The sequence below is a fragment of the Synechococcus sp. CS-197 genome, from assembly GCF_025128215.1.
Taxonomy (GTDB): Bacteria; Cyanobacteriota; Cyanobacteriia; order PCC-6307; family Cyanobiaceae; genus Synechococcus_C.
The window spans coordinates 57,183-83,174 of record NZ_JAHLZC010000014.1; the positions used below are offsets into that span (position 1 = coordinate 57,183).

Sequence of the window (25,992 nt, forward strand, 5' to 3'; positions counted from 1 at the left end):
GCCATCTCGGGCCACACACACCAGGACCATGCCCGCCTTCGATCTCACCGCTCCCTACAGCCCCAAGGGTGATCAGCCGACGGCAATCAAGCAGCTGGTGGCGGGGGTGAATGACGGGGAGCGCTACCAGACTCTGCTGGGCGCGACGGGCACGGGCAAAACCTTCACGATGGCCAACGTGATCGCCCAAACCGGGCGGCCGGCGCTGGTGTTGGCGCATAACAAAACCCTGGCAGCCCAGCTCTGCAACGAGTTGCGGGAGTTTTTCCCGAACAACGCCGTTGAATATTTCATCTCCTATTACGACTACTACCAACCGGAGGCTTACGTTCCGGTCAGCGACACCTACATCGCCAAAACGGCCTCGATCAATGAAGAGATCGACATGCTGCGCCACTCGGCGACGCGCTCGTTGTTTGAGCGGCGCGATGTGATCGTGGTGGCCTCAATCAGCTGCATCTACGGCCTGGGGATTCCCAGTGAATACCTCAAGGCGGCGGTGAAATTCGAGGTGGGGGAGACGCTGAACATCCGCGGCCAGCTGCGCGAGTTGGTAAACAACCAGTACAGCCGCAACGACACCGAAATTGCCCGCGGTCGCTTCCGCATGAAGGGCGATGTGCTGGAGATCGGCCCCGCCTATGAAGACCGGCTGGTGCGGGTGGAGCTGTTCGGCGATGAGGTGGAAGCGATCCGCTACGTGGACCCCACCACCGGCGAGATCCTGCAGAGCCTGGAGTCGATCAATATCTATCCGGCCAAACACTTCGTGACCCCGAAAGACCGCCTGGACACGGCGGTGCAGGCGATCCGCTCGGAGCTCACTGAACGGCTGGATTTTTTGAACACCGAAGGCAAGTTGCTGGAGGCCCAGCGCCTGGAGCAGCGCACCAAGTACGACCTGGAGATGCTGGGCCAGGTGGGTTACTGCAACGGCGTGGAGAACTATGCCCGTCATCTGGCCGGGCGTGAGCCGGGCACAGCGCCGGAATGCCTGATCGATTATTTCCCCAAGGATTGGCTGCTGATCGTGGATGAAAGCCACGTCACCTGCTCCCAGCTGCAGGCGATGTACAACGGCGACCAGGCGCGCAAGAAGGTGCTGATCGACCATGGCTTCCGCTTGCCCAGTGCAGCCGACAACCGGCCCTTGAAGGGGGAGGAGTTCTGGGAGAAAGCCCATCAGACCGTGTTTGTGAGCGCCACACCGGGGAACTGGGAGCTGGAGGTGAGCGGCGACGAGGTGGCTCAGCAGGTGATCCGCCCCACGGGGGTGCTCGATCCGATCGTGGAGGTGCGGCCCACGACGGGACAGGTGGACGATCTGCTGGGGGAGATCCGCGATCGGGCCAGCAAGCAGCAGCGGGTGCTGGTGACCACCCTCACCAAGCGGATGGCGGAAGACCTCACCGATTACCTGGCGGAGAACGAGGTGCGGGTGCGCTATCTGCACTCGGAGATTCATTCGATCGAGCGCATCGAGATCATTCAGGACCTGCGCCTTGGTGAATACGACGTGCTGGTGGGGGTGAACCTGCTGCGGGAGGGTCTGGACCTACCGGAGGTGAGCCTGGTGGCGATCCTCGATGCCGATAAGGAGGGTTTCCTGCGCGCTGAGCGCTCCCTGATTCAGACGATTGGCCGGGCCGCGCGGCACGTGGAGGGGGTGGCGCTGCTCTATGCCGACAACATGACCGATTCAATGGCCAAGGCGATCAGCGAAACCGAGCGCCGACGCACGATCCAGCAGGCCTACAACGAGAAGCACGGCATTGTGCCAACGGCGGCGGGCAAGAAAGCCAGCAACTCGATCCTGAGTTTCCTGGAACTGAGCCGCAAGCTCAAAACCGAGGGCCCCGATGCCGATCTGGTGCAGGTGGCCAGCAAAGCGGTGGAGGCCCTCGACGACGATGCCGATGGCATGGCCCTGGATGCCTTGCCGGAGCTGATCGATCAGCTGGAGATGAAGATGAAGGAGGCAGCCAAGAAGCTCGATTTCGAGGAAGCGGCCAACCTGCGTGACCGCATCAAGCAGCTGCGCCAGAAGCTGGTGGGCAAGGTTTAACCCAACCAGCTGAGGGGTCAGCTCTCCAAAGGCGATTCCGTTCCCTGGGCCTGATGGCGGGTGCTGCCGCCCAGCTCGAACCCGGTGTGCACGGCTTGAAGCGCAGCGATGCCATCGCTTTCGGCCACCACACAGCTGGTGCGGATTTCGCTGGTGGCGATCATCTCGATGTTCACGCCGGCGTCCGCCAGGTAGCGGAACATGCGCCCAGCGGTGCCGGCCGTTGCCGGCATGCCCGCACCCACGGCGCTGACGCGGGCAATGGCGGGTCCATCCTCAAGCAGGGCGCCGGGCCATTGGGCCAGCAGGTGGGAGAGGGCGCGATCGGCGGCGGCGCGGTCGTCGCGCTTGAGCGTGAAGCTGATGTCGCGGCTGCCATCAGCATGCTGCCGCTCCGACTGCACGATGCCATCGAGGCTGATGCCCGCATCGGCCAGGGCGTTGCAGAGGGCACCGGCGGTACCGGGTTTGTCGGGCACGTGGCGCACGCTCACCTGGGCCTGATCCCTGTCGAGGGCAATCCCGCGCACTTCCGGATCGCCTTCGCCGCTGGGCAGGGGGTTGAGGCTGATCAGATCGCTCTCGAGCTCAAAAGCGTCCTGGGTGGCCTGCAGGGCCTTGGCACCGGCGGACGCCTCCACCACGCAGCTCACCTTCACTTCGCTGGTGGCGATCAGGCGCAGGTTGATGCCCACCCGCGAGAGGGTCTGGAACAGGCCGGCGGCGATGCCGGGGCGGCCCATGATCCCGGCGCCGCTGATGCTGAGCTTGCTCATGCCGGCTTCCGCCACCAGCTCACCGCCCAGGGTTTGCAGCTGGTCGGCGCAGATGCCGCGGGCCTTCTCGAGCTCGGATTCGGCCACGGTGAAGGTGATGTCGTTGCTGTTGCCCTCGTGGGTGGACTGGATGATCAGATCCACATTCACCCCACCGGCGGAGAGGCTTTCAAACAGCTGGGCGGCCACGCCCGGTTGATCCGACACGTGCGAGAGCGCCAGCACCGCCTGCCCTTCCACCAGTTCGGCGCCATCGACGGGCCGGCCCAGCTCCAGACCATCGCGGCCGATGGGCCGGGCACTGCGGCTGGTGAGGGTGGTGCCGGCGTCTTCGCTCCAGCTGGAGCGCACCACCATGGTGACGCCGTAGTTGCGGGCGATCTCCACGGCGCGGGGATGGAGCACGGCGGCGCCGAGGCTGGCGAGCTCGAGCATTTCATCGCAGCTCACCTCCGGCATCAGCTGGGCATCGGCCACCTTGCGCGGGTCGGTGGTGAGCACGCCGGGCACATCGGTGTAGATCTCGCAGGCATCGGCGCCGAGGGCTGCGGCCAGGGCCACCGCTGAGGTGTCCGAGCCCCCACGGCCCAGGGTGGTGATCTCAGCGGTGCCACCGCTGCTCTGGCTGGTGCCCTGGAAGCCGGCCACCACCACCACCTGCCCTTCCGCCAGGCGGCTGCGCAAACGGTCGGTACGCACATCGAGGATGCGGGCGCGGCCGTGGGCTGATTCGGTGACGATGCCCACCTGGGCGCCGGTCATCGAGATCGCTGGCACGCCCAGGGCATGCAGGGCCATCGAGAGCAGGGCGATGGACACCTGTTCGCCGGTGGCCAGCAGCATGTCCATTTCTCGCTGGGGCGGGTTGCTGCTGATGGCGCGGGCCTTGGCGGTGAGTTCATCGGTGGTGTGGCCCATGGCCGAGACCACGATCACCAGGTCGTTGCCGTCCTCCTTGCAGGCGGCGATGCGCCGGGCCACCGCCTGAATGCGCTCCACGCTGCCAACGGAGGTGCCGCCGAACTTCTGCACCAGCAGGGCCATCCACGCCGCCTCATGTCGCAGGCGATTGTCTCACCGTGGCGGTTGGCTGGCCGGTTTATCCCAGCAGGCCGTCACGGAAGGCATCGCCGGGCTGGGCACCGCGTTTGAGCGCTGCTTCCACATCCAGCAGCCGGCCGAGCAGGTTGAGGCAGCGCTCCGGGCTGCGGCCCTGCAGTTGTTTGCGCATCACGTAGATGCGCTTGGGGTTGCCGATGCCGGCAGCCTTGGCGATCACGGCCACATCCCGTTCCCCCTGCTGCTCGAGCAGCAGCACCCAGAGCCAGCCGCGGATCTGTCCGGTGAGGGTGGCCACGATGCGTAGGGCCGGTTCGCCGCCATCGAGCAGGGCATCGAGCAGGGCGATCGCTTCTCCGGGGTCGCCGGCGAGCAGGGCATCGCCCACCTGCAGGGCATTGGTGCTGAGCCCATCGATCAGGCTCTGCACCGCCGTGGCACTGATGTGTGGGCTGCCCGTGCTTTCGGCATGCAGGGCCAGTTTCTGCAGTTCCATGCTCAACCGGGCGCTGTCGCTGCCAATGGCATCGATCAGGGCGTCCACCGCCTTGGGCTCCAGGCTCAGCTTGAGCTCGCTGGCGGTGCGCTCCACCAACTGGCGCTGCCCGGCGCCGTCCCACACCGCCGGCAGCTTGAAGCTCAGCTCTTTGGCCTGCCCTGCCTTCACCCGTTTCTGCAGGGCCTTGGTGGTGCGCAGCCGGCCATCGGGTTTGTTGGGGTTGCAGAGCAGCAGCTCGGTGCTGTCGGGAATGGTGTCGATGGAGGCTTCAAAGCGATCGGCCAGCTCACTGGGGCAGCCATTACAGAAAGGTGAGCGCTGCAGCAGCACCACCCGCGCTCCGCTGCCGAATGGGGGCGTGCGCGCCTCTTCCAGGGCTTGCCGGGCCTGCCCGCTGTCGCTGCCATCCAGTCGGCTCAGATTCACGCTCGCCCAGGCCGGATCGAGCGCGCTGTCGATCACGGCCTGAATGGCCCGCTCCAGCGCCGCGGAATCATCGCCCCACAGCAACTGGATCGGCATGGCGACAAGGCATCAGAGGATGCTGAAGTCTGCCCTGTGTGGCATAGGCCTGTTCGAGGAGCGCCCCCATGGCTGATCACCCGATCTTCACCGAAAGCATCCGGCGCATTCGGGCTCTGCTCGGGGAGACGGGTTTAGGCCCTTTGGAGCAGCAGGTGCTGGAGCGCCTGGTGCACAGCAGCGGTGATCCTGGTCTCAGGCCCCTGCTGCAGTTCAGCGACGGTGCCTGCGCCCGCGCTGTACAAGCGCTCACCGGTGGAGCCGTGATTCTCACAGACACGGCCATGGCCGCGGCGGCAGTGGCACCGATGGCGGCCCGCACCCTGGGCAGCGAGGTGCGCTGCCTGCTCGACTGGGCTCCGGCGCTCTCGCCCCAGGGCTCCACCCGCTCGGCAGCGGCGATGCAGAGGGCCTGGCCGGAGCTCAGCGCAGCGGCCCGCTCGAGCGGGAGCGCTTTGCCGCTGGTGCTGGTGGGCAGTGCCCCCACCGCGTTGGAGCAGCTGCTTGATCAGGTGCAGGCCGGTGCCGATGCCCCGTCTGTGCTGATCGGCATGCCGGTGGGGTTTGTGGGGGTGCCGGAGAGCAAGCGCCGCCTGGCCGCCAGTGGCCTGGCCCAGATCCGCCTGGAGGGCACCCGCGGCGGCGCCGGCTTGGTGGCTGCCGCCGTGAATGCCCTGCTGCGGGCGGCTCAGGCCGCCAATTGATCGAGCACCTGCCGGGCCCGTTGCACCACGGGTGTGGGCACGCCGGCGAGGCGGGCGGCTTCGATGCCGTAGCTGCGGCTGGCGCCTCCGCACTGCACCTGATGCAGGAACACCAGATCGGCGCCGGTTTCCTCCACCATCACCTGGAAGTTGGCCACGTTGGCGCGTTCGCCGGCCAGGTTGTTGAGCTCGTGGTAGTGGGTGGCGAACACCGTGCGGGCTTTGAGATCGCCGGCCAGATGTTCACTCACCGCCCAGGCGATCGAGAGGCCATCGAAGGTGGCGGTGCCCCGGCCGATCTCATCGAGCAGCACCAGGGAGCGCGCGCTGGCGTGGTGGAGGATGTTGGCGGTTTCCGCCATCTCCACCATGAAGGTGGACTGGCCGGCGGCGAGATCATCCACGGCGCCCACCCGGGTGAAGATGCGATCGGCGAGGCCGACGCGGGCTGAGGTGGCCGGCACCCAGCTGCCGATCTGGGCCAGCAGTGGATCAGGCCGATCTGGCGCAGATAGCAGCTTTTGCCGCTGGCATTGGGGCCGGTGAGCACGATCAGATCGGTGCCGCTGCCCAGGTTGAGGTCGTTGGGGGTGAAGGACGTTTCCACCAGCAGCTGCTCCACCACCGGATGGCGCCCGGCCACGATCTCCAGCTGGCGGCTGTCGTTGAGCAGCGGAGCGCACCAACCGCCGGTGGCGGCGGTGTCTGCCAAGCCGCTGAGGGCATCGAGGCAGGCGATGCCTCGGGCTGCCGCGCGGATCGGGGCAGCCATCGCCCCCACCTGCTCGCGCAGGCTGCAATAGAGCTCGTATTCGCGCTGACAGGCCCGGGCCCGCAACTGGAAGATACGCCCCTCCCGCTCCTTGAGTTCGGGGGTGATGAAGCGCTCTTCATTGGCCAGGGTCTGGCGGCGGATCCAGTGCTCCGGAACTGAGCTGGCCTTGGCTTTGCTCACCGCCAGGAAGTACCCGAAGGTGCGGTGGTATTGCAGGCGCAGGTTGTTGTTGCCGCTGCGCTCGCGCTCCAGCCGCTCCTGCTCCGCTAGCCAGGCGTCCTGATCATCGAGCTGGTTGCGCAGGCCATCGAGCAGGGGGTCGACGCCGTCGTGGATCAGTCCGCCTTCGCTGAGGGAGAGGGGCGGGGCGTCGATCAGGGTCTGGCGGATGCTGGCGGCCAGTTCAGCCAGGGCGGGCTCGGGCTGTTGCAGGGCCGTGAGTTCATTCGGCCACTGCTCCAGGCTGCTTTGCAGGCGGGAGGCTAGTTGGGGCAGGCGCTCGAGGCCATCGGCGATCGCCACCAGATCACGGGCGCCGGCATGGCCCGCACCGGCCCGGCCCGCCAGGCGTTCGAGATCACCCATGGGCCGCAGCAACCGGCGCAGGGCCTGACGCAGGGGGCGACCGCTCACCAGCAGGCTCACCACGGCCTGACGTTGCTGGATGGCGCTGAGATTCATCAGTGGGGCTTCCAGCCAGCGGCGCAGGCAGCGGCCGCCCATGGCGGTGAGGGTTTGATCGATGGCCCAGAGCAACGACCCCTGCAGCTGGCCGTCCCGCTGGGTGGCGGTGAGCTCCAGGTTGCGGCGGGTCTGGGCGTCGAGCACCAGGGCCTCGCCGCTGTGCACGATCGCCGGCACATCCAGGGGAACCCGGGCGTCCTCCTCCAGGGGCTGGGTGTCGTTCACGTACTGCAGCAACCCCCCGAAGGCACGCAGGGCCAGGGGCAGCTCCGGCAGGCCGAGGCCATCGAGGCTGGCCAGCTGGTAGTGGGTTTTAAGGGTCTGCTCGGCCTGGGGGGCGCTGAAGGGGGTGCGGGCCATGGGGCTGAGGCGCAGACGCTCGGGGCACCAGGTGGGTCGCGCGGCTTCGCCGCTGTCGCCATCGCCAGCCCAGAGCAGTTCGGAAGCGTCGAGTTGGGCCAGCTGTTGGTGCAGGCCATCGCTGCCCGTGCGCTCCATCACGCGCACATCACCGGTGCTCACATCGGCGCTGGCCAGGCCCCAGCGCAACGGTGTTTTGCTGGTGGCGGGCTCCACCACTACAGCGGCCAGCCAGTTGTTGCGGCGGGCGCTGAGCATGCCTTCCTCCAGCACGGTGCCGGGGGTGAGCACGCGGGTGATGCCGCGTTTGAGCAGGGCGCCCTTGGCGGGGGTGGTTTCCAGCTGGTCGCAGAGCGCCACCGAATAGCCGCGGCGGATCAGCTCGGCGCAGTAGCGCTCGGCGGCGTGATGGGGAATGCCGGCCATGGGCACGCGGCCGATCGCCTTGCCCCCTTCCTTGCCGGTGAGGGTGAGCTCCAGCACCCGGGAGAGCTCCACGGCGTCTTCAAAGAAGCATTCGAAGAAATCACCGAGGCGGTACAGCAGCACGCGCTCGGGATGCTCGGCCTTGAGTTCCACGTAATGGCGCAGCATCGGCGTGAGCTGGGCCGGATCCACTTGGCTGTGGTGAGCCCAGGCGGGTTCGTCGCTGCTGGCGTCGTCGCCGTCGCAGGCCTCTGCGGTTGCGTCAGCGCTTGGGTCGTTGCTCTCCCCGCGCTGCTGGCGTTGGCGGGGCCGGGCGGCGGCATCAGCGCTGAGGCTGGCGTCCGTGAGGTCCTCCAGCTCAGGATTGGCGGGCTGGCTGGAGCGGCCTTTGGCTGGTTCAGCGGGTTCTGGAGCCCCGAACAGACTGCCCTGGAGGGTTTGCTCCTCGGATTGGGCAGCGGAGCGCGGCATCAGAGCAGAACGATCTGGGCGGATCGTACCGATCCCACCTGGGGTTGAAACGCTGCTTTCAGCGTTTCGATTTCGTTTGAGCTTGCTTGTTCAGATCAAAATTTGGTCACTTGAGAAATAACTGAGTGAGTGGTTTGCGGTTTTTGCAGAATGGCGTAAATGCCATTATTTGCGAATTGCTTGTAGCCGGGATAGCGCGTTTCTAATGTTTGCTGAGTTTGCTGGTCTGGATGCCTATGGAATGTGGTTTGGTACTCAAGAATGGAAAAGCCTGAATTGTTGAAGATCGTAAAATAATCTTCACTGAAGTAGCGATTGATGTGATTGCTGTTGTAGGTGTTGTAGATTACTTCTTCAGCAAATTGTTTATCAAACCGATTGCTGATGTCGGCATAGGTTTGGCTTCTGCTTTGCAGGAGATGGCCCCAGGGTTGAAAGATGTAGCTTTGGTGTTGAAGTTGTTTGTCAAAGCGATCGGGGATACCAATTGGTAGATGATGGCCGTCGAAAGCACTCCAGATGGGCGAGTGCATCGTGAACAGCTTTCCGCCTGGCTTTAAGTAGAGCAGCATTTGCTCGATTGCCAGTGGCAGCCTGGCGATGTGTTCAAAACAAGCGATTGAAAAAATAAGGTCGTACTGGTTGTGGTGGCTTCCATCAAGATCTTCCGCGTTGCAGTAATGGTGCCGGTATCTCTGTCCCAAGGCGTCGACTCGCCTTTTGTCGGCCTCATTTCTGTGAAATTGATTGGCCTCGCCCAATTCTTCGTCATAGGACGGGGCTTCTACGGCAGTCCAGCTGTTGCACTCGCAATGATCGAGAACCAGCGACGCCGGCAAGGCCCCACCAATTTCTAAGACGTCTAATCCCTTAAGGGGAATTTTTTGGGCGCAATGCTCAAGATAGGGGAGGTGATAGCTTAATTTGAATGTCTCTCTGATTCGAGTAATTTGATTTTCTGAAAGATTGAGAGTCATAACACTTTTTGCAGAGATTATCTCATAGTTGGATTGCTTTGATCGAATCAGGAGCCAGGGCCGTCTTCAGCAATCTTGTCAGCTCCCAGTAGGGAGGAGGCTCAACCTGAATGTTTCGAAGGTGCCCTGGGCTTGCGAATAACTCCTGCACCAACGCCTCAAGCTGCTCGATCGAACTCGCCCAGAACACATCCGGCCGTTCTGCCAGATGCTGTAAGGGTCCTACCAGCGATGGATCTGCAACCACCACCTGGGCCGTGCCGGCGGCCATCACCTCAAACACCCGGTGGTTGAGATCGTGATTGAGGGGCACATTCAGCACTAGGGCATGGCGGGCATAGAGCTCCGCTGCCCCCTCGGCACTGGTGGTCGTGGCATGGCGAAACGGGATGCGGCACCTGGCCTGCAGGGCTTCAACCAGTTCGCGGCGCTTGGGGTGGTGGGGCCCGAGGCTGCCCACATGCAGGAGCACCCGCTCTGGTGATGCAGTCCGCTGGGCTGCTGGGTAGCGAAAGAAGCTGGGGGCCAGGCAGCGCACAGGCACGTTCAAGCGTGCCTGCACCTGCTCCAACAGGGCTGGATTGAAGGTGAGCACCACGGCGTCGTGGGGCTCGCTGCCCTGGTAGGCAGCCAGGGTGTCGAGGGGCGCAGGCCCGTGGTGCAGATCACCGCAGGCCAGCAGGCGCGGGCCTGGCCATTGCCGCACGCCTTGGAGCGGGCAGGCGCGCATTAAGAAGGGGTCGCTGTAGTGCAGCAGCACGCTGCGGCTGGGCCAACCGCGGTGCTTGAGGCCTGCGCGCAGGGCCTGGATGGTGGGCTGGCTGAGCTGCAGGGAGTGAGAACCATCAGGCAGCTGCGGCCCTGCTTGAAGCAGCCCTGGTTGCTGCCAGAGCGGCTGGTAGGGGCCGTAGTGAACCAGGCGACGGGCACTGTCATGCCGCCATTCTCAGTGACTGAGCGCCCGCTTCACCACAGGCTGTGAAGCTTGCTGTCGCCGTTGCCGCAGGGGCGGGCTGGTCCGTGGGAGAATCCCCATCGATCGACCCGGCGTCGCCCTCTCCCATGCAGATCCTCAACACCCTCACCGTGCTGGCTTTGGTGGTGATGTCGTTCGCCCTGATTGTGGCGGTGCCGGTGCTTTATGCCTCCAATGAGGACAGCGGCCGCTCCAATCGCCTGATCCTGCTGGGCGGCATCGCTTGGGTGGCTCTGGTGCTGGTGAACTGGGGGATGAGCTTCTTCGTGGTGTGATGCCACGATGGTTGTTCTGACAGCGACCAGCAATGGCCACCTTTGAAGGACGGTTTACCGACGCGCAGGGCCTGCGCATCGCTGTGGTGGTGGCCCGTTTCAACGATCTTGTGACCGGCAAGCTTTTGAGCGGATGTTTGGACTGTCTGCACCGCCATGGTGTGGACGTGACCCCCGAGAGCAGCCAGCTGGATGTGGCCTGGGTGCCTGGCTCTTTTGAGCTACCGGTGGCGGCACAAAACCTGGCCCGTAGCGGCCGTTATCAGGTGCTAATCACCCTGGGTGCAGTGATACGCGGCGATACGCCCCATTTCGACGTCGTCGTCGCCGAAGCCAGTAAAGGCATTGCGGCTGTGGCGCGGGACACCGGAGTGCCAGTGATCTTTGGCGTGCTCACCACCGATACGATGCAACAGGCGCTGGAGAGAGCCGGCATCAAGAGCAACCTCGGCTGGAGCTATGGGTTGCAGGCGTTAGAGATGGGGAGTTTGATGCATGCCTTGGAATCTGAAGCATGACTCCTATAGCATTTAGAAAAGATTAATCCCTAACATAAACCTTCCTGCCTTTAATGAATGACATTGCAGCCAATTGTAGTTTTTAGTTTTTGATGATTGGCGACGTATTTTTTCTGTTTAAATATGCTTAACCATTACTTATTTGAATACTCAAACAGCAAAGATGACAAGAACACTCTTCATAAATACATAGCCGACGCAATCCCAGAGGTTACGACCATAGAGGGTCCGCAGCAAATAATTAATATATTAGCTAAATCACAGCCAGAGAGTATCTTTAATTCCGAACAATCAGAATTATTGTGCTACTCGGGCCAAGCATCACTTCTAAAACAGTGCATCATTTTACCTAATAATTATGAGTTATTTTTAGCGCCGTGGCTCGCTGACGGGCTCCATTCATATTCTCATCCTTTGGTCCGGCAAGACTGGAAGCGATGGTTTCCTTCTGCACATAATGCAGTGCTCACCAATGGCCAAAAAATGAGCAATGCAGTTCCAATAGAGTCTTTCGATGGGTTGAAATTTGCAGCAAATAATCAATACAAATTTGTTATAAAAAATCATGCTGACGCTGATAATTATTGGCACTGGACATTCGAGTGGCTTCCAAGGTTGTTAATTCTTCGTTCGTTGATCAATGATGACTTAGATTTAAAGTCTCTTTCATTTATTGTTATAGGGCAGTCCTTAACTCAATTTCAAGAAGATTGGATTGAATTGCTTTTTGAGAGAGAAATTGTTATCGAATATTATCGCAGTCCGATTTTATGCAACAATTTTCTCTCTGTTACGCCTCCATTTCCCGCGCATCATTCGAGATCTTGGTTGTCAAGAATAAGTGAATGCATCCTGTACTCAAATAACTATCTGGCGCTGAACAAGACTATTCGTTCAACCAACAAACGTATTTATCTTCAGCGAGGGAAGGCACTGAATGGTCGAAATATTATAAATGAGGGTGATGTTCTTAATCAATTAAGTCTCTACGGCTTCATGCCATTGTCGATGGATCAGTTATCAATCTACGAGCAGGCACATATTTTTTCTAACGCCGATATCATAATTGGTCCTCATGGATCTGCTTTTGTTAATATGATTTTTTGCAAGAAGCATTGCCAAATTATTGAATTTTTTGGACCCGGATACTTGTCAGGACACGATTATAGTCTCGCTTTTATGCTTGAACTGAGTTGGTTGTTTATCGAAGGATCATCAAAAAATGACAACCCTACCTTTTCTTCAGACTACATGATTGATATCGATAAATTGACGGAGATCCTTAATCGTTGTTTGGCTAGTCATTGAGATTTCTCTTCATTTGGTTGCTAGCAAACACTCCGGTCTGTGATCCTTGCATAAAAATTGGACGAATCTGCCAAAAAGTTCTTATCTTGTTGGCACTCAGTAAATAACTTAAATGCCAGTCTATTGGCAGCAATAATGATGATGAATCATTAATGATTGTTTCGGCGACTTTTCGAGTTACGATATAAGAAGAAGCACATCGTGTTTGACCTTCTCCCATTTCAATAAAATTGGATGCTTGATTTTTATTCTCGACCTGTGGCCTGAAGTTCAAACTATCACTGACATCAAAGAATCCTTCACCCAGGTGACTGATTGAATCTACGCAGGAGGCAATTCGGTCAGCGAGAGGCTTATCGCAATGGCTCGACACACAAGCATCATCCTCTAAAATAAGACAATATTGATGATCAGTACTGATAAAGTCTTTCATAGCCGAAAGATGTTGAATGGAGAGCTCAATATTCTTTCTGCTATACGCATTAAGAGATTGGTGAAAAAGGCTTCGTATTTGAATTTCATTGACTTGACTGATCGACTTACCTACATCACAGCGTCTCACATTTTGTGAGTGTGACATAACTGATTGATGATACAATAAGATGTGATTGATTTGCATTACTTGTGCCATCATCTCTGCTTTTCTCGCAGATGTCAGCGATGTATCCTCCTGATCAATAGAGGGGCTATAGCTGTATACACTATGCTCCGTTATTATTTTCGGTAATAATTGAACGCCAATCGATGAGGCTAGTTGCTGTTTGAGTCTTTGATCAAGCTTTGAATAGTGAATTAGGTAGGAAGAAAGTAGTGATCCTAACTTTAGCATTTATTTAGTAGCACACAAATTCAAGCTGATTTGTTTACCAGCGATTTCATAAGTTGACGTATCAGAAAAGCCAGCTGGTAGGAAATTCATTGGTAAATATTGTTTTACCTCAGCGAATCCCGCAGATTTAAGGATTTGAGTTAATAATATCTGATCGTAACTCATGTAGTGGGTATTCTCTGGGTACTCTTGTCCTCCATGGATCGCACGAACGATCATAGATAGGGGGCACTTGTTGGATAGATATAAGCTGGCAAGAACCTCAAAGTTCGGCACCGATACATAGAATTGGCCTCCTGGTGCTAATAGGGTATAAATTTTTTGGACGAAGCCACCAACCTCTGTCAAGCCAATATGCTCAAGGCTATGACACATATAGACAACGTCCAGACTATTTTTTTGGAATGGCAAATGATTCATGTCACATACTAAATCTGTTGCATCTGTTTGTCTTGCGTCGACATTAATGAAGCCAGAGAGGTGATGATTGCCGCAGCCTAAATGTATTTTTTTAGTGTTCAAATTCATTGCGAATACTTAGGAAATTATAGAGGCTTGATTATTAAAACCGTTTGGATTGGCGTTTTGCCATTTCCATCCATCAATGCATATGTCGCGCAACGATCTTACTGGTTTCCATTTGAGTTTTTTCAATGCCACGGAGGGATCAGCTACTGCAACTGCAGCATCTCCAGCTCTCCTCTCAACAAATTCGTAAGGAACCACAAGCCCTGTTGCCTGTTCAAATGCCGAGACAAACTCTAGTACAGAGACGCCAATGCCTGTACCTAGATTCACAGCAAGCCATTGCGGAGCTTCCTCGCACAAAAATCTGAGTGCGGCTAGATGTCCATCCACTAAATCGAGAATATGGATATAGTCGCGTATGCAAGTTCCATCAGCTGTTGGCCAGTCATTGCCAAATATATTTAATTTTTTCCGCTGTTTCTTAGCAACTTGCATTAAAAATGGGAATAAGTTGCCCGGCGTTCCTTTTGGATCTTCACCAATGTGGCCTGAAGGATGTGCACCTACAGGATTGAAGTATCGAAGACAACAGATCCGCCACTGAGGGTCTGAATTAAACTGATCAAGGAGCATTTGTTCTACGGCAGCCTTCGTTCTTCCGTATGGGTTGATTGGTGCAATTGTTGAAGCTTCGTTTATTTTTTTCTGTTTACTTGTACCGTAAACCGTACAGCTGCTGCTAAAAACCAGAGTCTTGCACCCATGCTTGCTCATAGCCATGAGCAGATTACTGGTACCGTTCACATTAATATCCCAATATTTTAGAGGCTTTTTCATTGATTCTCCAACAGATTTTAAACCTGCGAAATGTATAACAGCATCAATTTCTTTGCCATCTAGACAATTGAATGCCTTAAAGAGATCTACTGAGCGCCTGATATCTCCATCGATAATTTTTAGATTCTGAGTATTCACGCTACTGGTGAGCTCTTTTATTCTTGTTAGAGATTGAACAGTGCTATTAGAATAATTATCGATGGATACAACTTGATGACCTTCCTCCAAGAGGCGAAGGCAAGTATGACTGCCGATAAAGCCAGCACCACCTGTGACTAGAATGTTCATTGGCAATGCCTTTCATAACATTAATACTTAGGCTATTATACATGATGAGTACATGTACTAATCAAAGTGATTAGCATTATTTCTTGCGTAGCCTAGTAATTGAAAAATCTCTCCGAATTCTGATTCAATCCTATTTATTTGCTCTTGATTGAAAAGCTCATACCCCGAACCAGGCGCTCCCATGAATTTGGATATGTGCTTTCCGTGGAAATGTGTTTCCAAATCATATTCCTTAAATGAAGAAAATTTTGATACAGAGTGAGCTATATTTTTTACAGAATATTTGTCTTTTAAATAAATTCTCAGCTTTGTATCTATGGTGATTCCAAAAAACGCTTCAAGCTCATTGTATATATAAGTATGATCGAAGTAAAATTTTTCATATTGTAGAAAGCATGCACTTTCTTGTTTAAGCTCTGTTATGTCGTTAAATCCATTGTTTTTGCATATTAGCAAGTGCTTGCTGATTGTATTGTCAGTCAAGTCATCGTCTAAGCGTAAAATTGAAGAAGCTATAATATCGACTGGGTTTCTATATGTAATTACCAGCTTACCACTTGGCATGTTTTCAAGAGAGTGGCACTTATGTATATGCTTATAAAAAATCTCTTTCAGAATATTGTACACTAAAGTAGAACCACTTCTGAGAAGTCCAAATTGGTAAATTTGCATGCAATGACAGAGAGTTCTTTATTTTAGCATATATACTAGATGCATCATTCATTGGCCAGTATAATATTCTTTGAGTCGACAGTCTTTGTTCACGGTAATATATTATTAATATAAATCGATGGCGTAATCCAGTTCAATGAAAGTATGTATTCAAATAAATATTGCCGACACTTTTGGTTTGTTTTTTTAGGGTTTGTTTGGCATGTGATCTGAAGTGAATTATTTAAAATATTATATCTGTATCTCCGACATGTATCAATTGGACCATTCTTTTTAATGATTGATCAGTTACTTGTGCATTAATTACTTTTCTACTTGTATTGTATATTTTTTGGGTTTTAAACTCGAATTCACTAATGTCAAAATCACAACTTCCATCAAGAATCTCATGAATTGCTTTGTCTATATTTTTAAGGTTAAATGTTTTCAGCACGTATTTTCTGCGCTCTTTTTTATTCTGATACCTAATTGCATAATATTTCCACAATGGCCTCATTGATAGTTTATTATAACTCCATAAGCGGCTAGTTCGTGATAGCTTTTTGACAGAATTAAATTTAATAAAATCAAGATAGTATTGATTAATAGAAGACGCTTCAAAAAAAGTGTGTTCATAATTCAAGCCCGAGACCATTGGGGAGCTAGTTAGGGCATAGTTATATAGTGACTGCATCCAGAAATTGGGCTCTCTTGTTAAGGCAAATAGGCGAACAGTATCTCCGAGATGTTGTTGCAAAGATAAGTCGCTCTCTAGTAAATCAATAGTTTGCTGTGCTGTTAAATGACCTATCCACGCTGGATTGGGTCGCACTAATCTAACTCCATAATCTCTTAGATAATTTTGGAATGAGGTTCCGGCAATTTTGGGAACATGTATAAAGATACCGAGAATTTCTTTGTTAACACCCGATTGAATTATAAAACTCACTAGCACAAAAGTTTTATTTGATACTCTATCATTTGATCTAAGCAATCTATGCTAAGGGAGGCTATTCTTTACTTCTTGAAGTATAGAATTTATGGTTGATATATTAATATCCGCGCAAAGCTTATGGAATGATGATTTCGTGGATTGATAAAATCCTTTATCGTTATCTTTTATTAAGCCTATAAAAAATTGCTGCTCATTTTTTGAACAAAAATGAGCAAGCTGCGAAAAGGCTGATCTGCCACCAATTATTACTTTCGAACCCATCATTTGCGAAAACGCATCAATTTCATCTTTATTAGTCCATGTTGAGTTTGATATATTAAGTGTTACATTAGGGAGCTCCTGTATTTTAGCTAAAGGTATTGAACCATCTGTATTAAGTTGACTGTAGCAACAGATTGTTTCGTTGGGAAATTCAGAAGAAAGTTCCCTTAGCAGTATCTCATAAATCTCATCGCTTATACACCAGCGCGAATGATTATTAACCATGTTTACATCTCCACGCCTAATATGAATTGAAATATCATAAGAAGATAATTCTCTTAATTTAAGACAGTTTTGAAGATCTCTGTGAATTGTATCAGTTTTTTTCAAAAGTTTTCCAGGAAATTGATCGAATGGCAAGCGCACCAATAATTGCTTTCCTTTTGCATATTGGTCATCTATAATTCTTTTAACTTTTCGGATGTTTGTGCTTTTTTCAAAGTCAAATGTTCTGTTTATGCCATCTTTATCCAAGTCATTCAAAATATCAACCATCTCAATTAATTGATATAGTGCTTCACCTTTATATGCTTTTTCAGATTGTTTCCAGTCAATAAACTGATTCCAATGCTCAGTAAAATAGTCATAGCGGCTTGGAAGAAATTTCCAATCAAAATAATGAGCCATTAGGAAAGTAGTCAATCTATTTAGTGTTGTATGTCCGAACCTCCCATAAGGATTGTAGTGAGAAATAAGAACTGGCTTCATACGTTGAGAATTTTTTCTTTATTATACAGTGCTGCGTAGTTCCTTTTGAAAGGTTTGATCATTAAGACACGATTCATCAATTGACCTTGTTTTATGTAAAACTAGCGACATTAATTCTTTATATTTAAGGCACTTGAAGTGCTATTCATGCCGCTATATCTTATAAGTTTACAAAGAATGTGCTCAGTTTTTGGCCTTTTGAATGTTTTGTTGAGGGTCATGAATTTATTTCTTGAGTTAATATGTATCTGCTAATTCATGGGATGTATTTTATCTGTTGTATTTAAATGCTCCTCTTGTCTCTTTAGATTTTTTTATGGTTATTTTTGGCATGAGCTTTATTCTTTGCCTTTCGCTATTTTAAGATTGTTTGTGTGTAAAATCTCTGTGTTCGCTTTGTTGAATTAATTTGCAGCCAATAGCAGATTATTATTTCTTGTAAATAAATTGGAGGCATTCTATTCAATTTGTATTTGATCTATTCTCTCAATCGAAAGTAATTTCTGTGGTGCAAAATACTTTTGAATTATATTGCCAAATAGTTCTTGTTCGGATTCTCTATGCGTGTATTCATGTTTAATAGTTGTCATATATGTTGAGTTCTTGGTAACTTCGTACTTATAAAGCCTATTGTCGACTATGAGTTGTTCTTTGAATGTTTTGGCTGCTGCATTTTCACGCTTGTAACCAGCAATTACTACAAGCAAGTGGGCATTAAAAGTTTTTTTTAATTCTTTTAGTATCAAATCGACTTTGTGTTGATTATGGATAAAATATTTATCGTCGATTGCGTTTGCGGTGATAATAAAAAGAATTGGTGTTCTGAGTTTTGCTATCTTTTCTAAGCGTGACAACCCCCTTATAAAGTGTGTGTATACTTGAAGATTTGTGAGATCGTGGTGCGGAAGTGTTGCTTGGTGATAATCTTTTAAATTATCATAACCGTTAATTAATGTTCTATACCCATATAGTTTGTTCATTCTGTCGTAATACCTTATTCCGTTAGTTGATACCTGTCTTGCTCTGTCTTGCAGAAACGAAAATTTGTTTTTCAGCATGTCATAAAGTATTTCTAGTGTTTTGCAGTTCGCTGATCCTAGTACTGAAGAGAACATGCGGTATTTATGCTTTTTAAGAAAGATTTCTGTGTGGCATCTTATCCCAAGCGAGTAAATTACTTCTGGGCAAAACAGAGTGTTCTCTACAGGTAGCATTGTTTATCCATATATGAAAGATTTTACCATGTCCATTCAAACCTTCTTGTAATAAATCGACTTTTCCAGAATTTTGCTAATAATACAACTGTATTTCACTGCATTAATTACAAGGTATCTGCTAATTGGGGTCTTCATTAATCAATGGGAGTGTATAAAGCTATTGCTCTGATTTTGTGGCAGCTTTTTAGCATGTTCCCGCCTTGGCTAAAATGATTCATATACTGAGAGTGATTTGATCACAAGGTACACTAATGTGTACATATTTCTCTCTAATATGATCCGCTCCTCAGCGGCACTATGGCCATTCTCATTTTGATACACCACTGCCTGATTACTGGCATCTGAGGCATACGCCTCAGACAGCGCTTCGAGATCTCATCGCTAAGGGAATTGATCTAAATAAAGCTGAGCAGATGATTTACGATGTCTATAAAAATCCTCATATTAATCGATTTATGCCTTCAGATTATCGATTTATTTTTGCCGCAGATGGATGGGAGTGTGTGACGTTGCAGCCACTCGCTGAAATCCAGCTTTCTATGTTGAATCCAGATGATGCTCAGAAGATTCTCATGAATTATCCAAATGATAAAACTCTTTGTAGTTGGTATATGTTGATCATGAAAGCTCTTTGAATTTAAGAATTCTTTTTTGTAGGCAAGAATGTTATCATTAATTCTTGCAAGCAAAAAGGGTTTGGCATATGCCGATAATAATGTTTTTAGTTTTTAATTGCTAGGCCTGTAAGTTGTTTTTGCAGGTTTTCGATTTGTTTAGAGAATCCCATCAGGTTTGCTTTCATTGAATTTTCATCGACTGTTAGGCGAGATGCTTGATCAGGCTTGACTGCTCTTGCTGTAAGTTTAGCTTGTTCAATGCACTTTGATAAGATAATGGAATTGCTTAAGGACAAAGATGTGTTGGAACCCTTTTTAATGAATTGAAGCAAGCTATTAAATGCTGTTAAATTTGCATGATTTTTGTCAACAAGACCTTCAAAGCTGATTATTAACAAGTGCGATGAATTGCCCTTAGCATCCTCTGCAATATTTATGCTTTCTTGATATAAATTAATTGAGCGTTCTAGCATTCGTGCGTGTGCTTCTTTCCGCTGAAATGGCGTTGTCGAGCAAAATCGTTTGTAATGGCTGCTAATTGCTGCAAGTGGTTCTCTGAATATTATGATCGTAGATGAATTGATGTCTTGGCTCTTTAATTGCTGTTTATTTATGAGATATTCTTGCTGGAAATGTGATTTGAGTGCAATATAGTCACTCCCTTTGGTGTAAACTCGCCGCGAATCAAAATATTGCTGAAGTATCGGCTTGTCTAATGGGTTTCCAGGGCATCCCTGTGTAGGCTTTTTTGTTGCTATTTCGATGAATGCGCGTACAAGATGATTTCCTGATCTCGGAAAGCTGTGTAATAAAAATGATTGGCTCATTTCAATGCTGTTTGTTTTGGCAGAGAGCTGATTTGTTTTTTTTGATTGCTTTTCCTCTGTTTAGCTGTGCTTGTCTGCGGCAGGACCAAAATTTGCATCAACAGTACCGGGGCTTGCGGTGTTGACCGATGGCGCCCTGGTAGTGCATGATTTCTTGGTCGTGAGGGACACATCCCAAGCGCCGACCTGCGGATGTAGCTCAGTGGTAGAGCATCTCCTTGCCAAGGAGAGGGTCGAGAGTTCGAATCTCTTCATCCGCTTGATCTGATTCATTGCTTTCGCACCAGCAGCTGCTGTGGAGAGGCTTTTTGAAATCCCAGTTGCTGGTAGAAGCCGGCGCTATTGGTGGTCATGAGATAGACCCGCTCCGCTTGGCGGATCGTCTTGGCGCTGAGCAGGGCCTCCACCACCCGCCGGCCCAGGCCTCGGCCTTGGAGGTCGCCGGCCACCACCACATCCCAGAGCACGGCCCGGTGGATGCCGTCGCTGGTGGCCCGCCCGAAGCCCACCAGGCGTTTGCCGCGCCAGAGGCTCACCACCACAGTGCTGCCCTTGAGCATGCGCTTGAGTTGGCCCTGGCTGCGGCTCTCTGCCCAGAAGGCGTGTTTGCGGAACAGCCGCTGCAGCTTGAGCAGGCCTCGGGTGGGCCGCAGGTCTGGTCCCAGGCCAAACAAGCGCAGCCCCGGTGCTCCGGGGGCATGTTCCACCAGGCGGTAGCGGGTCATGTCGCCATCCTCCTATCCCCTTGCACCCCTAGCCGCCCCGCCGCTCCAGCAGCGTGAACGGCTCGTAACCCACGGAGATGCCGAATTCTTCGGCGAATTCCAGCACCCGGCACCAGGCGCGATCGCCGGCCTCTGAGGGCCGCACGATGCCGGTGAGGATCACCGGTGCGTTGCCGGTTTGCAGGGTCATCGTGAACAGGGGCCAACCCACCGACGCCTGCACGCTGTCGTCTCGGTAGGTGGGAGCCACATCCAACGATCCGATCAGGATTCGCCGCTGGTTGGCATCCCAGGCGGGGGGGATCCCGTAGCGCTCCAGCAGATCAGCGGCCAGCGCCCAGGAGCGGCCTTCGCTGTCGATCGCGACGTCCAGCGCTTCGCCGCGGGCTTCGATCGTGGTCTCGCCCTTGAAGATGAGGCGGTCAGTGCTGGGGCTGTGCGTCTGGCTTGTGCCGCCAGCCATCAGCTCCCGGATTCTTTGCCTCAGCTGCTCACCACCATCGAGAGGGCCGTTCTTCTCCAGCTGCAGCAGATCCCAGCGCTCACCCGTGCCGCCCCACACCACCGGCCCGTAGTTGTCGTGCATCACGCGGCCATCTTTGTTGGAGGCGGCTTCCGCATGGGTCATCACCCGCTGGATCGTGATGTCTTCGGCGCTCCAGCCCCAGCTCGTGGCGATCGCAGCGGTTTCCGCGCAGAGGCTGTCGAGCTGCGCCGGAGTGGGCGGCAGCGTCCAGGGGTCGGGCTGGCCGCCCATGCAGGCGCAGGAGAGGGCCACGGCATTGCTGTTGCGCGCCCAGGTGTGGGCCGGCAGATCCACGCTGGTGGCATGCAGCCGGTGCACCCGGCCGTCGCCGCTGATGATCACGTGATAGTGGCCGGGCCGGATCCAGTCGTAGCCGGTGGCGGTCCAGTGCAGGTAGATCGTGGCGGCCATGAGCCTCGGCAAGCGAGTGGGTGTTCACTGCAGAGGTAACAACTGCCGCAGGCACTCGGCCACACCGATGCGGTTGAGGCATCGCTCGATGGTCCTAGTCAAAATGGGGCCATGACGGTTCATGCCCAGCACCATTGGCAGCAGCGCTTTGCGGCCGACAGGCAGCGCCTGGAGCAGCGCCGTGCTGCGGGGCTCGACCAGGCGTGGGAGGCTGCGTCCCTGTGGCGGCAGCGCTGGCCTCAGGCTTTCGCGAGCATTCCGATCTGGATCTGTTGATTGAGGGCATGCCACCGGAGGCTTGGCTGGAGGCGGTGGCCCTGGCGGAGCGCCCTGGACCGCTCAGCGTTGATCTCAAGCGCGCCGAAGATCTGCCGCCTGATCTGCTGGCCCGTTTGCTGCGCCACAGCCAGGAGCTTTAAGGGAACAGAGCGCCCATGCTTAAATAACGCCGGTTCAGCAGTTGGCGGCAGGGCGGCAATGACGCGCAAGGGCATCATCCTGGCGGGCGGCAGTGGCACCCGCCTGGCGCCGCTCACCACGGCGGTGAGCAAGCAGCTGATGCCGGTGTACGACAAGCCGATGATCCATTACCCCCTCAGCACCTTGATGCTGGCGGGGATCCGCGAGGTGCTGATCATCACCACCCCCCACGACCAGGCGGCGTTTCAGCGCCTGCTCGGCGACGGCAGTGCCTGGGGGATGACCATCGCCTATGCCGTGCAGCCCAGCCCCGATGGCCTGGCCCAGGCTTTTCTCATCGGCGCCGACTTCTTGGATGGATCGCCGGCCGCGTTGGTGCTGGGCGACAACCTCTTCCACGGCCATGAATTGATCCCCCAGTTGCAGGCTGCTGCCTCCCGCGATCAGGGGGGCACGGTGTTCGCCTATCCCGTGCGTGATCCGGAGCGTTACGGCGTGGTGGAGTTCGATGCCGAAGGCCGGGCCCTGAGCATCGAGGAGAAACCGGCCCAGCCCCGCAGCCGTTACGCCGTGACCGGTTTGTATTTCTACGACGCTTCGGTGGTGGAGAGGGCCCGTCAGGTGCGGCCCTCGGCCCGCGGGGAACTGGAGATCACCTGCCTCAACCAGATGTATCTCGACGAGCAGCAGCTCACGGTGGAACTGATGGGGCGAGGCATGGCCTGGCTCGACACCGGCACCTTTGATTCCCTGCATGAGGCCGGGGCCTACATCCGCACCCTCGAGCACCGCCAGGGGCTCAAGGTGGGCTGCCCAGAAGAGGTGGCCTGGCGCCAGGGTTGGATCAACCACGATCAACTCGAAAGCCTGGCCCAGCCCCTGCGCAAGAGCGGCTACGGCGCCTATCTGCTGCAAATGCTCAAGGAGAGTGGCGGCGAGCATGCCCTGCTCCAACGCAATCTGGAGGGGCAACCCCGGGAGCAGGCGCATGCCAGCTGAAGCGCTCCACACCGCCGCCGGCCAATGCCTGCCGGGCCCTTTGCTGATTACCCCCCGGGTGTTTGCCGACGAGCGCGGCTTTTTCTACGAGAGCTGGAACGAGCGCCGCTTTCGCGCTGAGCTGATCGAGGCCGGTGTGCCCGCCGCCGAGGCGGAGGCGCTGGTCTTCCGCCAAGACAACCATTCCCGCTCCAGCCGCGGGGTGTTGCGGGGCCTGCACTACCAGTTGCCCCCCGAACCCCAGGGCAAGCTGGTGCGCTGCAGCCTGGGTGCCATCTTTGATGTGGCCGTGGATCTGCGCCGGGCTTCGCCCACCTATGGGCAGTGGGTGGGCGCCGAGCTCAGCGCCGCAAACCATCAGCAGCTCTGGGTGCCGGTGGGCTTTGCCCATGGCTTCCTCACCCTCACGGATGTGGCGGAAGTGCAATACAAAGCCAGCGGCTTCTGGAACCGCGACTGCGAACGCTCCCTGCGCTGGGATGATTCGGCCCTCGCAATCGCCTGGCCTTTGGAGCAAGCGGGTGTGTCCGAGCCGTTGCTGGCGCCCAAGGACGCCGACGCACCGCTGCTGGCCAGCTTGGACGCAGCCGCTGAGGTGTTTCCGTGAAGGTGCTGCTCACCGGCGCCGGCGGACAGCTGGGCCAGGCCTTGATCGCTGCCTGCCCCCCTGGCATTGAACTGATCGCTACTCGCCGCGCAGAACTCGATCTGGCCGATCCCCAGGCCTGTAGCGCCGCCGTGCACCACCACCGGCCGGCCTGGGTGCTCAATGCCGGTGCTTACACCGCTGTGGACAAGGCCGAGAGCGAACCGGCCCTGGCCCAGGCCGTGAATGCCGGCGCTCCCGCGGCCTTGGCCCAGGCCTTAGCGGAAACGGGTGGGCGCATGCTGCAGCTGAGCACGGATTTCGTGTTCAACGGCGCCCAGGGGCAGCCGTATCAGCCCGATCAGCCCCGCGATCCCCTCGGGGTGTACGGCACCACCAAGGCCGCCGGTGAGCAGGCCGTGGCCGAGCAACTGGGCGCCCATGAGGGGGGGCGGGCCGCCATCCTGCGCACCAGCTGGGTGTACGGCGCGGTAGGCCGCAACTTCCTGCTCACCATGCTGCGCCTGCACCGCCGCAACGCCGAAGCGGGCCAGCCCCTGCGCGTGGTGGCCGATCAGGTGGGTTGCCCCACGGCCACCCCGGGCTTGGCCGCTGCCTGCTGGGCGCTGATCGCGCAGAACCTCAGCGGATGGCAGCACTGGAGTGATGCCGGTGCCGCCAGCTGGTACGACTTCGCGGTGGCCATTGGCGAGCTCGCTGTGGCCCGGGGTCTGATCCCCGCGGCGGCGGCGGTGCAGCCGATCACCACCGCGCAGTACCCCACACCGGCCCAACGCCCCGCCTATTCCCTGCTGGCCTGCGCAGCCACCCGCGCCCAGCTGGGGTTGCCCGCCCGGCATTGGCGCCAGGCCCTAGCGGAGGTGATCGCCTGTGTGGATGCATGATCCGCGCACGCTGCTGCTGCGGGCCCTGCTGCTCGACTGGCTCGGTCAGGTTCTGATCCTGGCCCTGATCATTGCGATGCCGGCCTGGACCGGTGTTGCCCTGGGTGGCGACAGCCTCCAGGGGCAGGGGCCCTGGTTGGTTTTCGTGCTGCTGCTCTATCCCTTGCTGGGCTGGTTGTTCGTCAGTTACACCGTGCTGCGCTGGCGGCGGCTGGCTTTGCCCGTGCTGCTGCAGCGCCTGCTGATCACTGCGGTCGTCACCTTGGTGGTGGTGGCGATCGCCCGTTGGTTGATCAACCCCAGCGAGGCGGTGTGGCTGGTGTACCGGCGGGTGCAGCTGCTCTGGATCGGGGCGCTCACGCTCTGGGCCCTGGCGGTGCGCGTGGGGCTGCGCCGGGGGCTGTTGCTGCCTGAGGCGCCGCGCATGCTGCTGCTCGCCCAGCCCCAGGAGCTGGACACGGTGCTGGGGGCTTGGCGGCGGGTGCCCCAGCGCCAGCGTTTGCGCCCGGTGGAGGCCAAGACCCTGGCCCAGCAGCTCGATCAGACCGAGGAGCCGATCCTGGTGGCTCTCAGCCAGGCGGTGCGTCAGGACCCAGAGCTGCGCTCCTTGCGCGCCAGCCTGGAGATGCGCGATCCGCGCCAGGTGCGTGCCCTCTCGGTGCTGAGCCTGTTTGAGCAGCAGCAGGAGCGCTTGCCGCCGGTGCTCATGGCCGACACCGTGCTCGCCTACGACGATCTGCCCTGGGCAGCCACCTTCAGTGTGCAGGCCCAGCTCAAGCGCATGGCCGATCTGCTGGTGGCAGCCGTGCTGTTGTTGCTCACCGCTCCCTTTGTGCTGCTGGCGGCACTGCTGATCTGGCTGGAAGACCGCGGCCCGGTGGTGTATGCCCAGCAGCGCAGCGGTTGGCTGGGCCGGCCCTTCACCGTCTACAAGTTGCGCACGATGACGGTGCAGCCGGCGAATGCCCCGGCCCGCTGGACCCAGCCGGGCGATCAACGCATCACAGCGGTGGGGGGCTGGTTGCGGCGGGTGCGGCTCGATGAACTGCCCCAGTTGCTCAATGTGCTCAATGGGGAGATGAGCCTGATCGGCCCGCGCCCGGAGCGCCCGGAACTGGAGGAGGAATTGGAGCAGCGCATCCCCCATTACCGCAAACGTCACTGGATGCGACCGGGCTTGAGCGGTTGGGCCCAGGTGTGCGCGCCCTACGCCAGCAGCATCGAGGATTCCGATCTCAAGCTCTCCTACGACCTTTACTACCTGCGGCACTTCAGCACCTGGCTGGATCTGGTGATCCTGCTGCGCACCGTGAAAACCGTGCTCAAGGCCGGCGGCCGCTGAGCGCTCATCGCTCAGCTCTCAGCCA

General features: G+C 55.4%; 26 protein-coding genes, 1 tRNA gene and 1 pseudogene. 13 read left to right on the plus strand and 15 right to left on the minus strand.

All coding sequences use genetic code 11. The features are described 5' to 3' along the window. Positions 1-28 precede the first annotated feature (28 nt). A complete protein-coding gene (uvrB, locus tag KQ296_RS05205) occupies positions 29-2,065 on the plus strand; it encodes an excinuclease ABC subunit UvrB (RefSeq protein WP_011932014.1) in 2,037 nt (678 codons plus the stop codon). A 17-nt stretch (positions 2,066-2,082) separates the two neighbouring features. Here the strand turns inward: uvrB and KQ296_RS05210 are convergent, their stop codons facing one another. Next, positions 2,083-3,885 (minus strand): aspartate kinase, encoded by a 1,803-nt coding sequence (locus KQ296_RS05210; RefSeq protein ID WP_011932015.1) that lies wholly within the window; start codon positions 3,883-3,885, stop codon positions 2,083-2,085. A 55-nt stretch (positions 3,886-3,940) separates the two neighbouring features. Beyond that, the gene (holA, locus tag KQ296_RS05215) at positions 3,941-4,921 is read right to left on the minus strand and encodes a DNA polymerase III subunit delta (RefSeq protein ID WP_011932016.1); all 981 of its coding nucleotides are present in this window, start codon (positions 4,919-4,921) and stop codon (positions 3,941-3,943) included. 68 nt (positions 4,922-4,989) lie between these two features. Between holA and KQ296_RS05220 the strand changes: the two genes are divergently transcribed. Then, entirely contained in the window at positions 4,990-5,625 is a 636-nt protein-coding gene (locus KQ296_RS05220; protein WP_011932017.1) for a precorrin-8X methylmutase, read from the plus strand. Here KQ296_RS05220 and mutS read toward each other — a convergent pair. From mutS to KQ296_RS05235, 3 genes and pseudogenes are all read right to left on the minus strand, one after another. Further along, positions 5,610-8,341: pseudogene (gene mutS, locus KQ296_RS05225) on the minus strand (DNA mismatch repair protein MutS). The gene KQ296_RS05220 and the pseudogene mutS sit on opposite strands and share 16 nt — an antisense overlap. 95 nt (positions 8,342-8,436) lie before the next feature. Beyond that, complete coding sequence (locus tag KQ296_RS05230; RefSeq protein ID WP_011932019.1) at positions 8,437-9,318, minus strand: bifunctional 2-polyprenyl-6-hydroxyphenol methylase/3-demethylubiquinol 3-O-methyltransferase UbiG; 882 nt, start codon at positions 9,316-9,318, stop codon at positions 8,437-8,439. Between the two features lie 22 nt (positions 9,319-9,340). After that, positions 9,341-10,048 carry a glycosyltransferase gene (locus KQ296_RS05235; protein ID WP_259726381.1) on the minus strand — a complete coding sequence of 236 codons (708 nt, stop codon included), beginning with the start codon at positions 10,046-10,048 and terminating at the stop codon, positions 9,341-9,343. A gap of 332 nt (positions 10,049-10,380) precedes the next feature. On the opposite strand from KQ296_RS05235, the gene psbZ reads away from it, so the two are divergent. From psbZ to KQ296_RS05250, 3 genes are all read left to right on the plus strand, one after another. Continuing rightward, entirely contained in the window at positions 10,381-10,569 is a 189-nt protein-coding gene (gene psbZ, locus KQ296_RS05240) for a photosystem II reaction center protein PsbZ (protein WP_011932021.1), read from the plus strand. Between the two features lie 32 nt (positions 10,570-10,601). Beyond that, complete coding sequence (gene ribH / locus KQ296_RS05245; RefSeq protein ID WP_011932022.1) at positions 10,602-11,087, plus strand: 6,7-dimethyl-8-ribityllumazine synthase; 486 nt, start codon at positions 10,602-10,604, stop codon at positions 11,085-11,087. Positions 11,088-11,183: 96 nt separating this feature from the next. Then, positions 11,184-12,395: a DUF563 domain-containing protein gene (locus tag KQ296_RS05250; RefSeq protein ID WP_259726382.1), complete on the plus strand. Its 1,212-nt coding sequence runs from the start codon at positions 11,184-11,186 to the stop codon at positions 12,393-12,395. Here KQ296_RS05250 and KQ296_RS05255 read toward each other — a convergent pair. The 7 genes from KQ296_RS05255 to KQ296_RS05285 all read right to left on the minus strand — a co-directional run bounded on the left by KQ296_RS05255 (position 12,385) and on the right by KQ296_RS05285 (position 18,606). Next, a complete protein-coding gene (locus KQ296_RS05255) occupies positions 12,385-13,224 on the minus strand; it encodes a glycosyltransferase family 25 protein (RefSeq protein ID WP_011932024.1) in 840 nt (279 codons plus the stop codon). The genes KQ296_RS05250 and KQ296_RS05255 overlap by 11 nt on opposite strands. After that, on the minus strand, positions 13,225-13,752 hold the full coding sequence (locus KQ296_RS05260) for a methyltransferase domain-containing protein (RefSeq protein ID WP_011932025.1): 528 nt from the start codon (positions 13,750-13,752) through the stop codon (positions 13,225-13,227). A gap of 9 nt (positions 13,753-13,761) precedes the next feature. Then, positions 13,762-14,817, minus strand: a complete 1,056-nt coding sequence (galE, locus tag KQ296_RS05265) for a UDP-glucose 4-epimerase GalE (protein WP_011932026.1) — start codon at positions 14,815-14,817, stop codon at positions 13,762-13,764. Positions 14,818-14,874: 57 nt separating this feature from the next. Further along, positions 14,875-15,381 carry a hypothetical protein gene (locus KQ296_RS05270; protein WP_259726383.1) on the minus strand — a complete coding sequence of 169 codons (507 nt, stop codon included), beginning with the start codon at positions 15,379-15,381 and terminating at the stop codon, positions 14,875-14,877. Positions 15,382-15,712: 331 nt separating this feature from the next. Beyond that, positions 15,713-16,423, minus strand: a complete 711-nt coding sequence (locus KQ296_RS05275) for a hypothetical protein (protein ID WP_259726384.1) — start codon at positions 16,421-16,423, stop codon at positions 15,713-15,715. Positions 16,424-16,468: 45 nt separating this feature from the next. Beyond that, positions 16,469-17,311, minus strand: coding sequence for a hypothetical protein (locus KQ296_RS05280; RefSeq protein ID WP_259726385.1), 843 nt, complete (start codon positions 17,309-17,311; stop codon positions 16,469-16,471). Positions 17,312-17,850: 539 nt separating this feature from the next. Continuing rightward, positions 17,851-18,606 (minus strand): DUF1796 family putative cysteine peptidase, encoded by a 756-nt coding sequence (locus tag KQ296_RS05285; RefSeq protein WP_011932030.1) that lies wholly within the window; start codon positions 18,604-18,606, stop codon positions 17,851-17,853. A gap of 416 nt (positions 18,607-19,022) precedes the next feature. Between KQ296_RS05285 and KQ296_RS05290 the strand changes: the two genes are divergently transcribed. Next, positions 19,023-19,244, plus strand: coding sequence for a hypothetical protein (locus tag KQ296_RS05290; RefSeq protein ID WP_259726386.1), 222 nt, complete (start codon positions 19,023-19,025; stop codon positions 19,242-19,244). An 86-nt stretch (positions 19,245-19,330) separates the two neighbouring features. Here the strand turns inward: KQ296_RS05290 and KQ296_RS05295 are convergent, their stop codons facing one another. After that, entirely contained in the window at positions 19,331-20,053 is a 723-nt protein-coding gene (locus tag KQ296_RS05295; RefSeq protein ID WP_011932031.1) for a hypothetical protein, read from the minus strand. A gap of 188 nt (positions 20,054-20,241) precedes the next feature. Here KQ296_RS05295 and KQ296_RS05300 point away from each other — a divergent pair. Beyond that, a tRNA-Gly gene (locus KQ296_RS05300) sits at positions 20,242-20,313 on the plus strand. Between the two features lie 9 nt (positions 20,314-20,322). Here the strand turns inward: KQ296_RS05300 and KQ296_RS05305 are convergent. Together KQ296_RS05305 and KQ296_RS05310 are read right to left on the minus strand one after the other, a co-directional pair. After that, positions 20,323-20,778, minus strand: coding sequence for a GNAT family N-acetyltransferase (locus KQ296_RS05305; RefSeq protein WP_011932032.1), 456 nt, complete (start codon positions 20,776-20,778; stop codon positions 20,323-20,325). A gap of 28 nt (positions 20,779-20,806) precedes the next feature. Beyond that, on the minus strand, positions 20,807-21,715 hold the full coding sequence (locus KQ296_RS05310) for an N-acetylmuramoyl-L-alanine amidase (RefSeq protein WP_011932033.1): 909 nt from the start codon (positions 21,713-21,715) through the stop codon (positions 20,807-20,809). 111 nt (positions 21,716-21,826) lie between these two features. Here KQ296_RS05310 and KQ296_RS05315 point away from each other — a divergent pair, with 111 nt between their 5' ends. From KQ296_RS05315 to KQ296_RS05340, 6 genes are read left to right on the plus strand one after another with little or no spacing between them, the layout of a single operon-like run. After that, complete coding sequence (locus KQ296_RS05315) at positions 21,827-21,991, plus strand: hypothetical protein (RefSeq protein WP_011932034.1); 165 nt, start codon at positions 21,827-21,829, stop codon at positions 21,989-21,991. A gap of 8 nt (positions 21,992-21,999) precedes the next feature. Then, positions 22,000-22,134, plus strand: coding sequence for a hypothetical protein (locus tag KQ296_RS05320; RefSeq protein ID WP_259726387.1), 135 nt, complete (start codon positions 22,000-22,002; stop codon positions 22,132-22,134). Positions 22,135-22,192: 58 nt separating this feature from the next. Further along, positions 22,193-23,134 carry a glucose-1-phosphate thymidylyltransferase RfbA gene (gene rfbA, locus KQ296_RS05325; RefSeq protein ID WP_011932036.1) on the plus strand — a complete coding sequence of 314 codons (942 nt, stop codon included), beginning with the start codon at positions 22,193-22,195 and terminating at the stop codon, positions 23,132-23,134. Then, complete coding sequence (gene rfbC / locus KQ296_RS05330) at positions 23,124-23,741, plus strand: dTDP-4-dehydrorhamnose 3,5-epimerase (protein ID WP_011932037.1); 618 nt, start codon at positions 23,124-23,126, stop codon at positions 23,739-23,741. Before rfbA ends, rfbC begins: the two co-directional genes overlap by 11 nt. Beyond that, complete coding sequence (gene rfbD, locus KQ296_RS05335) at positions 23,738-24,625, plus strand: dTDP-4-dehydrorhamnose reductase (protein WP_011932038.1); 888 nt, start codon at positions 23,738-23,740, stop codon at positions 24,623-24,625. Before rfbC ends, rfbD begins: the two co-directional genes overlap by 4 nt. Beyond that, on the plus strand, positions 24,618-25,967 hold the full coding sequence (locus KQ296_RS05340; protein ID WP_011932039.1) for a sugar transferase: 1,350 nt from the start codon (positions 24,618-24,620) through the stop codon (positions 25,965-25,967). The genes rfbD and KQ296_RS05340 overlap by 8 nt, the downstream gene beginning before the upstream one ends. Positions 25,968-25,992 lie beyond the last annotated feature (25 nt).